We start from the raw sequence: 13,336 nt of genomic DNA on the forward strand, positions 1-13,336 counted from the left end.
GCGCTCAGCCAGCCTGCTGCACCTGCTGCACCGGCAGTACCGCGCAGAGCACAGGGCGTCGATCACCGACCGGGTGCTGTCGGTGGTCCAGGGGCATCCGGCGGCGGCGGTGGCCCAGTTCCTGCTCGGCAAGCCGCTTCTGCTGACTCCCGTGGTGGGGGTGGACGAGGCACGCCGGCTGTACCAGGAGATGGCCGATCTGGCCCGGGACCCGGACCTCGGCAGCAAGAACAACGACCTGCGCGAGCTGCGCCAGCAGATTGTCCTGAACCAGCGGGGCGTGGCAGGGAAGGCGATCCGGATCTTCGCTCCCCTGGAGATCGTCAACCCGCGGGCCGAAGATGCCTGGCTGTTGGACGCCGGGGGGCAGACGGCCCGGCAACACGGGGCGGCCCTGGTCCGGGTCCGCTTCCCCGACGGCATCGAGCAGGACGTCGTGCTCGACCCGGTCCTGGGTGCCGGCCCGCTGCTGGTCGACGACTGGGCGCGTCGTCTGGGACTGGCCGGCACACCGCAGCGCTGGGACGCCCGGGCGGACGTCCCCGCCGACCAGGTGCGCAGAGGTCTCCTGGCCCCGTTCTGGGACCCGGCCGAGTCGGCGATCCTCGTCCTGCCGGGGTTTGCGGCCGACCCCTCCGCCCGAGTGATGGGCTGGCCCGAGTGGGACGGCCTGATCAGCCGGCTCGGCACCGGCCGGGACGCAGTCGTCGAGGGAGACCGGCGACGCAAGCGGTGGGACATCTGGCAGCTGGTCATGACGCACCAGCGGACGGCCGGGCTCAACGGCCGGCTGCTGGGTGCTCTGGTGAACTGGATCTTCAGGCATCCCGCGCGGTCTCACCTGCTCCGGCTGCCCGACGGGGTCACCACGGCCCGGTCTTCCCCCGACTACCACGTTCTGGGCGAGATCATGGCGGAACTGGCCCCCCGCACGACGTTCCGGGGTGATCCGCAGGACCTGGACTGGGCTCGCAAGCTCATCCGGTATGCCGCCGCGGGGCGCCTGCTGGCCGAGGCCACCGCCCTCCCGGAGCTGGAGATTCCTTCCGGCATGGGGCCGCTGGCGATACGCGTGCAGGATCCCGGGGGCGGACCGGCACGGGTGATGCGTGGTGACGGAGGTCCGGTGGTCTTGCTCCAGACCCCGGCGGATCCGGGACAGGCACAGGAGGACGAGGCGGTGGCGGCCGGGCTGGACCCGCTGCTGCGCGCCTACAGCGTGCTGCTGGCGGCCTCCCGGGGCAGGCCGTACCTGGACGGGACGGCGATCGGCGCCGAGGAACTGGCCCGGCTGCTGAAGAAGGTCGAGCAGGAGCAGATTCCCGAGACCGACCGCGGCCTGCCCCTGTTCGTCCCGGCCGCGCTCGCCCACGAATACGCCCAGGAACTGGCCGAGCAGATGGGGCGGGAGATCTACACCTACGCGATCCCCGACCTGCCGCAGGACTCCACCGAGCAGACCCCCGAGGTCTTCATCGACGTGCGCTCGGGGGTGAGTGCCGCCCTGGCACTCGGCGAAGGGTTCGACGGCGTGCGCCGGCCGCTGTTCGCCCTTCCGCTGATGCGCTACTTCAGCACGCGGGAGAACGAGCAGCGCCCGGACCAGCCGGTGCTGGTGCTGGAGCAGAGCTCGGTCACCGCTCTGCCGGCCGGCGGCCGGTGGATTCACCGTGCCGGGCCGCCCGCCGTCGCACTGTCGCTCTCCGGCCCGGCGCTTCCCGGTGCCCGGGATCTTCGCGCCGCGCTGGCCGGTCATCCCGGGTACCGGCCCCCGGGCACCGAGGTACCCGGATACGACGGGCTACCCGGATACGACGGGCCGGACGTGGACCTGACCCCGGGGGCGGCCCCGGCCGCGGACCCGGGGCAGGTCGTGAACCCGGACATGGACCCGGACATGAACCCGGACGCGAGCGCGGACGTGGACGAGGAGTTGCTGGAGAACACGACGGGCCAGCCGGAGGACACGACCGGCTCACCGGTGGACGGGACGGGCGCCCGGGAGGCGTCCCCGGTGTCGCTGGAGCAGAGCATTCTGGCGGCGCTGATCCCGCGCCCGGACGAGCGGGACGAGAGCGGAGAGCGATGAACAGCTGGGCAGTGGGCGACGTGAGCGACGTGAGCGAGGGATCCGGCCTCAGGGAGCCGGGCACGGCTGAGGTACCGGATCCTCCTGAGACGCCGGATCTGGACGACTGGCACCACCTGCTGCTGCGGATGGCCGGGGCGCTTCCGGACGAGGCAATCAGCGACGCGCGGGCCTGGCTCGCCGAAGGCGCTGTGCAGGACGTGGCCTCGGTGGTGGCGTTCGCCGCGGTGGCCCGGCAGACGCCGGTCTGGGACCTGGACACCCTGGTGCTGCTGGACGAACTCGAGCGGGCCGGTGACCAGGTGGAAGCGCTGAGCGACCTGGTCGTCACGCAGGACGTCGCCGATGCCTCCGGCGCCTGGGCGTTCGCACCGGTCCGGGTGAGGACCGAGGTCGAGGCCGAGACGGAAACCCCCGTCCTGGATCTCACCGCCGTCCGCCCGGACCCTGACGACGAGGACGACGGGGACGACGGCGCGGACAGGATCGATCGCGCCGCCGTCCAGGCCGTGCAGGACGAGAGCGAGGTGGTGGCGCTCTGGCGGGCCTGGCGGGTGCCGGCCGCCGCCCACGCCCGTTTCGGCCCCGTCTCGCCGGACAGCCGCAGGGTGTATCTCGTCGCAGCCCGGGTGTCGGCCGACGGCGCGCTCGCCGGCCTCGCCGCCCGCCTGCAACTGAGGCTGCTGGCGGCGGGGGAGGACGATCCGCAGGTCGAGGTGTGGCCGGAGGGCGGCGGCCTGCCCCCATATCAGAGTGCTGCCTGGTTGCGCTCGGCCCTGCTCTGGGCACGGGAGCCGGGGCCGGTCCTGCGGCTCGCCCGTTCCTTCGACGCCGTCCGGTCCCAGGAGGGACCGCAGTTCGATCCGGGCCACCCGCGGATCGAGGAGACCGCCGAGATCGCCCGTCTGCTGGAGTATCTCGGCGGCGCGGCGCTGGTGCTGGCCAGCGACGTCACGATGCCCGACGTGCTGGAGCCCGGCAGCGGGGCGGTGGTGCCGCTGTCGCTGCGCACCGACGGTACCTGGATCTGGTCGGACTCGGTGGCGTACTACCTGGAGCGGTACGGCCTCAGTCCCGAGCCGGAGCTGTGGGAGCACCTGAGGGCGCAGGCCGGCGGCTGCCCGCCGGTGTCCGCCGTCGCCCTGCACCGGGCCTGGTGCCTTCTGGTGCAGGGCCGCGACACCACCGACGCCGAGGTCGTCTGGCAGGTGCCGGTGCCGTCAGGTGTGCCCTGAACCGCCGGCCGGGCTACCGAAAAGCGTTCAGGAGGCGCGATCCACGACGTCGGGGGCGAGGAGCTCGGTCTCCTCGACCTCGCCCTCGATCATCTCCACGACCTCCACGGACACCCGCATCCCCGGACTCTGGGCGTCATTCACGTTCCGTGCCAGGACGAACGGTCCGGCGACGTCCCACCGGAACCGGGTCTCGTAGGTGAACCCGTCCTCCTCGCCGGTCATCTCGGATTCCATCACCTGGGTTTCCCTGCCCAGGACGCTGCCGGTTCCGGCCGGTCGCCAGGAGCCGGTCTCCAGAGGGACGAAGAGCTGCTCCACCGCCGGGAGCAGGTCGGTGGCGGGCAGGACCCACGGTGCCATCCCGGGCTCGTGCACCTCGGCGACGTCGGTGTGCAGGTCCCCGTAGATCTCGGTCGGGACCTCGTGCGGCCGGGCCGCGGCAGCCGCGGCGTCCATGAATTCCTCGATCGTGCGCGGCATGAGGCCGAATCCCTGAACAGCGGTGACATCGCCCACCAGCTCAGCCGGGCGGCGCCCGTCACCGTCCTGGATGCGGAAGCGGTGCCCGTCCGTCCAGATGACGATGGTCGTGGTGATCTCCGGGGTCCCGGGCAGCCGGCGGGTGCGGCGAAGTTCGGCGCGGAGGTTCGGGAACTGTCGGGGGGTGCTGGTGCTCATTCGATATCGCCTTCCGGCCTCAGATGATCGAGGGTGGTGCCGCCGGTCGCCACCGGGCCTGTGAGGCCGCGTTCGGGGGACCAGTATGAGTACGGCTTCCCTGATGGGAATACCTAGCAGTATTCAGTTTTTGACGACGGCATGCCACCTACCAGCGATGATTGAGCAGGAGTTCACGCAGAATTGACCCACCGATACCACGGGTCAAAGATGACGCCTTCCTCCGGACCGATTGACCGATGGTCTTTTTCGATCGACACGGATCCGCTGCCCGATTCCTGGGACGGCAGTGGGCAGCCGGTCTGGCCACCCCGTCGCCGGGCGCCTTCATCGAGCCCGCGCGGAGCGGGAGCTCTTGCGGCGTGCCCCCTTCCGGTCCCGATCCGCCGTGCGAATCCTTCGTGAACGGGCGCTCATCAGTCCCGGCAGGATCGCGTCGCCGGTCGTAACCTCCTGCACCCGAACGCTCTTCGAAGATTCACAATTGCGCGATCAGCCAGGAGACGAGCAGCCCGACCAGCACCGTCACCGACACGACGGCCGCGAAGAGCCCCAGTGCCGCGCCCGTGGTCAGGGCGCGAGTGCGCGGGCCGGGAACGGCGGGGGACGTCGTCGCGATCTCGCCCAGCCGTTCCGCCGCGATCACCGCCGCGCCGAGCGCGACCGAGTGCTGAGGATGCGAGCCGGTGAGGACCGGGCAGCCCAGCTCCCGCTCCAGCAGCTCGCGAACCAGGGGAATCCGTGAGGACCCGCCGACCAGCAGGATGCCCGACAGGTCGGCTGCGGTGTGCCCGGCGGAGGCGAGCGCCCGGTGCACGGCGGCAATGGTCGATTCGATGGCGGGCCGGATCATCGACTCGAACTCCTCACGGCTCAGGCTCACCTCCTGGTGCCGGCCGGGAACGATGACCGGGATCGTGACCTTGTCGGTGCGGGACACCGCCTCCTTGGCCCAGATGCATTCGTCCCGGAGCTGGCGCAGCGCGCGCCCCTGAAGGGCGTCCTCGGGGGACAGCGCGGACACGGCGCCGTCGGTCGCGCGGTCCACGTGCTCCAGAAGGGCCTTGTCGAAGTCGATACCCCCCACCCACTCGACGCCCTCAGGCACCCCGACCAGCTCCATCCGGTGCTCGTCGGCCCGGATGACCGCTGTGTCGAAGGTGCCACCGCCCAGGTCATAGACCGCCAGCAGCGTCTCGTGCGTCATCGGCCGCACGAGCGCGTAGTGGCGGGCCGCGGCGACCGGCTCGGTGAAGATGCTGACCAGCTCGGGGGACAACCCGGCCTGCTGGGGGACGTCGTCGAACTGCTCACGACGGTAGGCGCCCCAGACCGCCGGGCAGGTCAGGACGATCCGCCCGGGCGGCTCGCCCTCGAGCAACGTCACCTGCTGCACCACGTTGCTCAGCGTGGAGGCCATCAGGGCGACCGCCGAGTGCGGCTGGCCGCCGAGGATCAGCGGGGTCGGGTCGCCCATCCGGCGTTTGAAGTCGCGGCTGATCCGGTCCGGAGCGTCTTCGTCCGACTGCCGCAGCAGGTCGCCGACCGTCAGCGTCCCGTCCTCCCGGACCCGGACGACGGAGGGCATCAGCACCTGGTGCTCGCTGATCGTCACCATGCTCGGGCGCTCGCCCGGACGGCACACCGCCGCCCGCGTGAACGTCGTGCCCAGGTCCACGCCCAATGCGTAGCTCAACGATCCTCCGGTCTCAGTACCTACCCCACCACATCGGACGACGAGGAAGACGGCGGCCCCGTTCATCCGGCCGCCAAATTTCTTCCTCCTCCGGCTGAACCGGACTGTCCCGGTATCCGTGATGCGCAAGGAGGCCTCACCCGCCCCCGCCGGAACGTCACCCGAAGCAGTCGCGGTGACACCTGTCAGTGATCAGAGGAGGCGACGATGAAGCACGTGCAGCCCGGCGGCCCCGGGACGTGGTACCGCGAGCCGGAGGCGTGTGTGCCCGGCGCCCTCCGCCCCCGTCATCCCGTGACCGGAGAAGAGCGGCAGGAGCGGATGCGGGCCGTCGTCGAGGAGACGGGCCCGGCTCTGCGGCGATATCTGCTCCGGCTGAGCCACGGCCGACCGGACGCCGCCGAGGACCTCTACCAGGAGGTGCTGCTGCGGGTCTGGCGAAAGATCGACATGCTCCCGGACGGATCCGAGTCCCGGCGGCGGTGGCTGTTCACCGTGGCGCGCAACCTGGTGATCGACGACAACCGGGCCCGGGCGTGTCGCCCCGAGGAGGTTTTCGGCGAGGACATCAGCCACCTGCCGTCAACGGCCGACGAAGTCTTCGAGCACCTGGACGACCGCCAGGTGGCCAGGCAGTTGCTGGACGTGCTCACCCCGGCCCAGCGCGCCGTCCTGGTCTGGCAGCACTACTACGACGCGAGCGTGGCCGAGACGGCCGCGCACCTGGGCATTCCCGAGGGGACGGTGCGCTCACGCACCTACTATGCGCTCCGGGCGGCCCGGGCCGTGGCCGCGACACCCGCCGGCCTACGGTGAAAACTTCTGTCGTACAGCATGTTCAGCTGGAATCTGCGCTCCGGGCGCGGGAAAGGTCTCGCGGGAGCGGCGAAAACGCCGGTCCTGCGATGATCTCGTGCGCCGGCGTCGAGCGGGACTCGCGATGTGGGACGACGGCTATGATCTGGATTCGTTCAAGAATTTGGATTCGCGATGGATGGGCAATGAACCCAGGTCAGCAGAGCCTGACGGGCCAACGACCGGGGCCGTGGTAGCTGGCGGCCGGAGAAGTATGGCAGCACAGCACTTTTTGTCTGCGACACTATCGTCGATCGCGGGGCGGAACATCCGCCCAGGAGGCGCGATGGACAACGATCGAGGCCTGAGGCCTCCAGTGAGGTGTAGTTCGGTGCGCTTTTCCCTGCCCGCGCCCCCGACGGGCCGTCCTCGGCTGCTCGTCGCGGTCGGATCCCTGTTCGTCGCCACCGGTCTGGCACTGGGACTGTTCGCCCTCAGCGCGGCGACCCGGCCCGGCGACACCGACGTGACGACGCTGGCGGTGCCGTCCATCTCCGGAACCGGTGCCGGCCCGGTGATCTCGGCCCCGACCGGGACCCCGGCGAAGACGTCCACCCCCCGCAGCACCCAGGCGCATCACAGCGCCACCCCCAACTCGGGGGGACGTACACGCACGACCACCACGACCGTCACGCACGCCCCGGCCGCCGGCAAGACGACCGGAAAGTTGAGTGCGGGAAGCAAGGCCACGACCACCACCCAGGCCGGCACGACAGCGGTGAGCTTCCCCGCCACCTTCCTGATCAAGAACTCCGGCACCGGCTACTGCGTGGACCTGCCCGGATACGGTGCGGTCAACTCCGGCGACGCCGCTACCCAGTACCCCTGCAGCGGCGGTGACAGTGACAACCAGGTCTACGAGAAAGTGGGCTCGGGCCAGAGTTTCCTGCTGCGCCAGACCCTGAGCAACCTGTGCATGGACGTCACCGGGGCAGGCGTGGTGCCGGCCGGATCGAACCTCCTGGTGTTCCCCTGCGTCTCCGGTGACGGCGACAACCTCATGTTCCGGGCCCAGAAGAGCGGCTCAGGATTCAAGCTGATCAACGTGAAGAGCGGCCTTTGCCTGGATGTCTCGGACGCAGACGGAAAATCCGTCGAGCCGGATCAGCCCCTGATCGTGGATGACTGCTCGTCGTCGTCGACACAGGTGTGGACGTTCGCCTGAGCCGGGCTCATCACGAACCCGGGCTTCCGGCTGATCTTTCGGGAAGATCGTGACCAGTGCCCGCGCCGCTCACTGCGGCCGGGCACGCACCACCATCACCCGGGACACACCCATCAGGCCGTCCAGCGGAACCCTCGCCCGCCGTTGCCCGGCATCCACGGTGTACCCACCCTCCCGCAACCGGGACAGCACCATCAAGGCCAGCGGCATGACCAGGTGACGCCCCCAGCAGCGTTCCCCGACATGCCCGAAAGGAAGGTAGCCGGGATGGGACTCGGGATCGAGGCTGTTCCAGCGCTCCGGCCGGAACACCTCGGGCTCGTCCCACAACGCCGGATCGCGCTGACTCAGGAAATTCAGGAACAGCAGATCGTCACCCGGCCCGATCCTCCCGTCGATGGCCGGGTACTCAGGAGAGGCCCTGCGCAACAGGTTCCACGACGGCGGCAGCAGGCGTAACGTCTCGTGCAGGATGTGCTCGTCGGGCACATCATCGTCGAACGGCGCCCCCAGCCACAGGGCACTCGTGATCATGGTGGAGATGAGAAGGCAGACGGGCGCTGCCAGCCGCCGGTACAGAACCATGGCATGCCGCCGCTCGCGGTATCCGGCCTTGCCGGTGGCCATGACCGCCAAATGCGAGATCTCCCGCTGCACGGCAGGTTCGGGCAGTGCGGCAACGGCCGCCCCGAACGACGTCCAGGTCATGTGGGGGAGCAGATGCATGCCCCGGCCCGTCAGCATGCGCAGCAGAAACGGGTCCTCTCCGAACACGAGGTCACGCAGGTACCGGTGCCCGGTCTGCGGCCAGCGACCGCTGAGATCGGCCGCCGGTGCATCACGGAGAGCGGCGCGTACGTCCTGGCCCAGTGCCCGCATGCCGGCCGCAGACTCGTGTTTGGTGATCCGGCGACCGAAAATGGGTTTGAAGGTGGGGCGCTCGTCCGCGCGGGCCGGCCGGCTGGCCAGCAGGGCGTCCGCCAGGTCCGGTCCGCCGACTCCAATCGTGTCGGCCTCCAGGCGAAACAAGTCCTGACCCAGATGATTTTGCAGGAGCTGCTCGAGCCGGGGAGCGAGAACGGTGACCCGCTGCGGGTGGGGGTGTGTGAGCGTCACATCGCTCCTGTTCGTGGTCGGACTGGGGTGTGGCCCCGGCGGAGGATCCCGCCGGGGCCACGGTGACGCATCAGATCCAGGCGTACCAGACCTTGTTCTTCAGGCTCGTACGGCGGGCGATCCGGCGCTTCACGGAGTTGATGATGGCCATCGCTGTCTCCTCGGGTGATCGAAAGATTCCGACAAAAAGGATGATAAGTAGCGAAGATGACGAATGTGTTGCCTGAGGCAAGGATCCCCTCCGGCGCGCCGCGATTCATGACTGCCCCGAAGTACCTGGTTCATGCATTGCCGAACAGGCTTTCGGTGCTCGCATTGTCTGAGACCGCTGCACCGATAGAATTCACCGGATCCACAGCCCGCAAGGAATCGGCTTCGGCGAAGGATCAGTTCCAGCATGGATCAAGATCGGCCACAACACCCTCCGCTGTCCGTCAGTGTTGTCATTGCCTGCCGAAACTCGGCTTCTACGCTGGGACTACAGCTCGAGGCGCTGGCAGGGCAGACCTATGAAGGATGCTGGGAGGTGATCGTCAGCGACAACGGCTCCACGGATGCTCTGCTGAAGGTGGTGGACGAGTTTCGCGACCGGTTGCCCGGTCTGCGGGTGATCGACTCGTCCGGGCGCCTCGGAGCAGGCTGTGCCCGCAACGCGGCTGCGGAAACAGCGAAATACGAGTATCTGGCTTTCTGTGACGCCGATGACGAGGTGACTCCGACCTGGCTCGCCGCGCTGGCTGAGGCTCTTCAGGAAAATGATTTCGTGGCAGGTCGCTTCGAGCCCAGCAAACTCAATGCGCGCCGGTCCCGCACCCTCCAGCAGGATTCGCAGCTACAGACGTCCCCCTTCGGCCCGGGGCTCCCGCACGCCGGCGCCGGGAACATGGGCATCCGCCGTAGCGTCTTCCTGGCGGTGGGCGGGTTCGATCAGTCGTTGAGAACCCTTGAAGACACGGATTTGTGCTGGAGGGTTCAGCTGGCCGGGCACCGCCTGGTCTTTGCTCCCCGCGCCATCGTGCACGTGCGCCTGCGCTCGGGCGTGATCGCGATGTGGCGGCAGGGCGCTCCTACGGCCGGGCCGCCGCTGGACTGGAGCGGCGGTACGGGGCAGGTGAGCCACGGGATGCGGCCTCGTTCGGGGGCGACCAGTCAAGTCGGGCGGCATCGATTTCTGCTGCGGCGGTGAAGGTGACACGTCTGCTGAAGGAGAATCCATCTCCCGGGGCCTGGGTCTGGGCCCTTGCCTGGCATTCCGGTCACCGCGCTGCGATTCTTGAGGGACCGCTTCCGGCAGAGTAGGCACCCAGTGCGCGGCGCGACCGAGAAGCGGCCGTCCCAGCCGCATCCCGACCGTGCCCAGCGCTCACGCATTCCATCGTCTCCGCTGTGCTCCCGCCCGAGCTGCGAGGACCGGATCAGGCCAGGACGCTCCTCAGGAGGAGTGGACGCCGACCGACCGCAGCAACACAAGAAGGTGATTCTCCGATGACCGGCCCGGTCCCGACCGCTGCGCGCGGTTCCTCTTTCCCCCGGATCGGGCTGGCGGTGGCACTCCTGCTGATCACCGGCCTGGTTGCGGGCCTGGTCGCACACCGGGGAAACAGTTCTCGTGCCGAGGCCCGCCCGGCCGCGAGCCCCGATGAAGTTTCCTCCTTCACGGCGCTGGACGGTCGTCTGGGCGTCTTCAGCGCCAACACTCTGAAGGGCGCCCTACGGTACGAGAAGTGGCTGGGCCGGGAAGTCTCCTTCGTGACCGTCTTCGCCGACCGCTCGAACTGGAAGGACATCGAGCGACCTCAGTCGCATGTCCCGGATCTGGGCAGGTTCAAGGCTCACGGCAAACGGGCGGTCTTCTCGCTGCCCATGTTGCCGGACAGCCTGAGCGCGCGGAAGGACACAGCCATGAAGGCGGGCGGGACCGGCAGGTTCAACGACCATTTCGTCAGGCTCGGCAAGAATCTCGTGGCGCTCGACCAGGCTGACGCCGTCATCCGGATGGGGTGGGAGTTCCAGCTGGACTCCTGGGCGTGGGGAGGCGGGGACGCCGAGTCCTACCGTCAGTACTTCCGTCAGATCGTCACGGCGATGCGCCAGGTGCCGGGCCAGGAATTCGAGTTCGACTGGAACCCGAACAACGGCTACAACGAACGGGACGGCGTGGAGTACTGGCCCGGTGACCAGTACGTCGACTATGTCGGGGTCGACGCCTACGACGTCAGCTTCACCTTCTACCCCTACCCCCAGGTCTGTGATCAATCCTGCCGGCTGGAGCGGCAGAAACGAACCTGGGACGAAAACGTCTACGGCGGTCCCAGAGGCTTGCAGTTCTGGGCCCAGTTCGCCAGGTCTCACCAGAAGAAGATGTCGCTGCCGGAGTGGGCCACCTGGGACCGTTTCGGCGACGACGACGGTGGCGGCAAGGATGATCCGTACTACATCCAGAAGATGTATGAATTCATCACCTACGCCCCGAACAACGTCGGCTATGCCAACTTCTTCGACACGGACAGCGATCAGGGTCTCCACAACCTGGACCGGCATTTTCCGGATGCCGCGCAGGAGTTCACGAGACTGTTCGGTGACGCCGCCGTGCCGTCGGCGAACCCGGGGTGAGGCAACGACAGCAGGGACTCTGAGCCGGAGGAGGCAGCACACGCCTTCACATCAGGGGAGCGCCGTACCGAAAAGCGTTCTCACAGGAAAGTTCCCGGATCGCCGGGTGTTCACCCAAGCCTTGACGCCCGTTCACGAGCTGTCCAGTGCCGCTGATTTAGTTTCCTCAGGTGACTATCAAGACCCCAGGCCTTCGCAGCCTGCCCCGTGCACGCCGCGTGGGCGTCTCCGTCCTCGCCGCGGCGTCGCTGGCGCTGGCGGTCCCCAGCGCGGCCAGTGCCGCGACCACGACCTACCCCAGCGACAGCGCCGCGCCCGACCTGGTGTCGCTGCTGTACGGGTACAACAGCTACTGGGTCTCCAGCGGCGTCAACGACCTGCACGGCACCGTGAAGAACGCGGCAGTGCTGGGGCGCGACGACGCCCTGACCGTCTGGATCAACCAGAACGCCACCACCGCACAGCGGTTCAAGGCGCTGCAGGACTCCGAGTACCAGACCACCGACGGCACGGCCTACGACCAGTCGATCACGGTCTCCACCGCCCTCGGCTCCGTGCTCGGCCCGCTCTACGTCAAGGGCCGTACCTCCGGCGCCCTGCCGCTGACCAGCGCTGTCATCAACAGCTCGAACGGCACCGCCGGCGCCTACGTCAGCACGAGCACCGCCAAGGCCGCCTTCAGCCACCCGCGCCCCTACCTGCCCAGCGACGCCACGGCGTCCGCGGTCAGTGGTGACGCCGCCGAGTGCGCGCCCTCGACGGTGAACGGCTCGTCGCAGCAGGCCATCCGGGTGGGCCAGTCGTACGCCGACGCGAAGGGCAACCTGAAGATCACCCGGGTCGCGCCGGTCACCGACACCACCCACCAGTTCTCCTCCAGCGACGTGACGCTCGACGCCGGCTACGGCACCTCCGGTATCTGCACCGGCGGCTCGTTCCCCAGCGGTCACACCACCACGGCCTACGAGGCCGGCATCACCCTGGCCACGCTGCTGCCCGAGCTCGCGCCGGAGATCCTGGCCCGGGCCTCCGAGGCCGGCAACAACCGCATCGTGCTGGGTGTGCACTACCCCCTCGACATCATGGGTGGACGCATGGACGGCGAGGCCGCCCTGGCCGCCCGCTGGTCCGACGAGGCCTACCGCACCGAGGTTCTCGAGCCCGCCCGTAAGGAGCTGCTGAGCTACTTCAAGAAGGCCACCGGCAGGTCGCTCATCCAGGTCATCGGCAGCCAGAAGGCCTACACCTCGAACCCGTACGGCGGCAAGAAGATGCCCGGCGGCAGCGCGCAGGTCGTCACCGACCGCAAGAGCGCGGTGAGCGTGTACCGGGAGCGGATGACCTACGGCTTCGCCCGGACCGGCACGAAGCACCAGGCGGCCTCCGTGCCCGCCGGCGCCGAGAACCTGCTGCTGACCGCGTTTCCCACGCTGACCAAGGCTCAGCGCGTCAGCGTGCTGGCCCAGACCGAGATCGCCTCGGGCTACCCGCTGGACACCGCCGGCACGTCCGGCTCGTGGGAGCGGCTGAACCTGGCCGCGGCCACCAGCGCCACGGTGAAGCTGGGCAGAGACGGCAAGGTGCGGGTGGTTTCGACCGGCGGGACGGCGAAGGTGATCGGCCGCCGCTGATCGCGACACCGAAACACCGCGACGGTCCGGTCACCCGCTACGGGGTGACCGGACCGCATCTCTCAGCCGGCCCGTTTCAGGGTGAAGCCGAAGTCACCGCTCAGCCGGCTGACCGGCCGCACCGGCGTCACCAGGTCGCCGGCGACGGCACCGCGCTCACCATCACGCACGTCGGGCACTTCGTCGCGCAGGAGGTCGCCTGCCGCCTTCGCCATCGCGGTCGGTGACTTCGGGGACCGCGTGGACCGGAGTCGC

The 13,336-nt window shown here is 69.0% G+C and carries 11 protein-coding genes (1 of these 11 only partly in view); 7 read left to right on the forward strand and 4 right to left on the reverse strand.

What is annotated here, in order from left to right; genetic code table 11:
• Positions 1 to 2,089, forward strand: the final stretch of a protein-coding gene (locus KIH74_RS04400; protein ID WP_214154456.1) for a hypothetical protein. The gene continues 40,610 nt to the left of window position 1, outside the view; 2,089 of the gene's 42,699 nt are visible here — the last part of the coding sequence; its start codon lies beyond the left edge, outside the window; it ends in the stop codon at positions 2,087 to 2,089.
• Positions 2,086 to 3,324 carry a hypothetical protein gene (locus tag KIH74_RS04405; protein WP_214154457.1) on the forward strand — a complete coding sequence of 413 codons (1,239 nt, stop codon included), beginning with the start codon at positions 2,086 to 2,088 and terminating at the stop codon, positions 3,322 to 3,324. Before KIH74_RS04400 ends, KIH74_RS04405 begins: the two co-directional genes overlap by 4 nt.
• A 27-nt stretch (positions 3,325 to 3,351) precedes the next feature.
• On the opposite strand, the gene KIH74_RS04410 is transcribed toward KIH74_RS04405, so the two are convergent.
• On the reverse strand, positions 3,352 to 4,005 hold the full coding sequence (locus tag KIH74_RS04410; protein WP_214154458.1) for a hypothetical protein: 654 nt from the start codon (positions 4,003 to 4,005) through the stop codon (positions 3,352 to 3,354).
• A 478-nt stretch (positions 4,006 to 4,483) separates the two neighbouring features.
• A complete protein-coding gene (locus KIH74_RS04415) occupies positions 4,484 to 5,701 on the reverse strand; it encodes an Hsp70 family protein (protein WP_214154459.1) in 1,218 nt (405 codons plus the stop codon).
• Between the two features lie 207 nt (positions 5,702 to 5,908).
• On the opposite strand from KIH74_RS04415, the gene KIH74_RS04420 reads away from it, so the two are divergent.
• Complete coding sequence (locus tag KIH74_RS04420) at positions 5,909 to 6,517, forward strand: sigma-70 family RNA polymerase sigma factor (protein ID WP_214154460.1); 609 nt, start codon at positions 5,909 to 5,911, stop codon at positions 6,515 to 6,517.
• 370 nt (positions 6,518 to 6,887) lie between these two features.
• Positions 6,888 to 7,721, forward strand: a complete 834-nt coding sequence (locus KIH74_RS04425; protein WP_214154461.1) for an RICIN domain-containing protein — start codon at positions 6,888 to 6,890, stop codon at positions 7,719 to 7,721.
• A 69-nt stretch (positions 7,722 to 7,790) separates the two neighbouring features.
• Here KIH74_RS04425 and KIH74_RS38340 read toward each other — a convergent pair whose 3' ends face one another.
• On the reverse strand, positions 7,791 to 8,837 hold the full coding sequence (locus tag KIH74_RS38340; RefSeq protein ID WP_214154462.1) for a cytochrome P450: 1,047 nt from the start codon (positions 8,835 to 8,837) through the stop codon (positions 7,791 to 7,793).
• A gap of 397 nt (positions 8,838 to 9,234) precedes the next feature.
• Between KIH74_RS38340 and KIH74_RS04435 the strand changes: the two genes are divergently transcribed.
• The 3 genes from KIH74_RS04435 (at position 9,235) to KIH74_RS35825 (ending at position 13,081) form a co-directional block, all read left to right on the forward strand.
• Positions 9,235 to 10,023: a glycosyltransferase family 2 protein gene (locus KIH74_RS04435; protein ID WP_214154463.1), complete on the forward strand. Its 789-nt coding sequence runs from the start codon at positions 9,235 to 9,237 to the stop codon at positions 10,021 to 10,023.
• 299 nt (positions 10,024 to 10,322) lie between these two features.
• Positions 10,323 to 11,450, forward strand: coding sequence for a glycosyl hydrolase (locus KIH74_RS04440; protein ID WP_214154464.1), 1,128 nt, complete (start codon positions 10,323 to 10,325; stop codon positions 11,448 to 11,450).
• 170 nt (positions 11,451 to 11,620) lie between these two features.
• Positions 11,621 to 13,081: a phosphatase PAP2 family protein gene (locus tag KIH74_RS35825; RefSeq protein WP_214154465.1), complete on the forward strand. Its 1,461-nt coding sequence runs from the start codon at positions 11,621 to 11,623 to the stop codon at positions 13,079 to 13,081.
• A 62-nt stretch (positions 13,082 to 13,143) separates the two neighbouring features.
• Here the strand turns inward: KIH74_RS35825 and KIH74_RS04450 are convergent, their stop codons facing one another.
• Positions 13,144 to 13,296, reverse strand: a complete 153-nt coding sequence (locus tag KIH74_RS04450; protein ID WP_214154466.1) for a hypothetical protein — start codon at positions 13,294 to 13,296, stop codon at positions 13,144 to 13,146.
• Between the last annotated feature and the right edge of the window lie 40 nt (positions 13,297 to 13,336).

Origin of the sequence: Kineosporia corallincola, assembly GCF_018499875.1 — a bacterium.
Lineage (GTDB): Bacteria > Actinomycetota > Actinomycetes > Actinomycetales > Kineosporiaceae > Kineosporia > Kineosporia corallincola.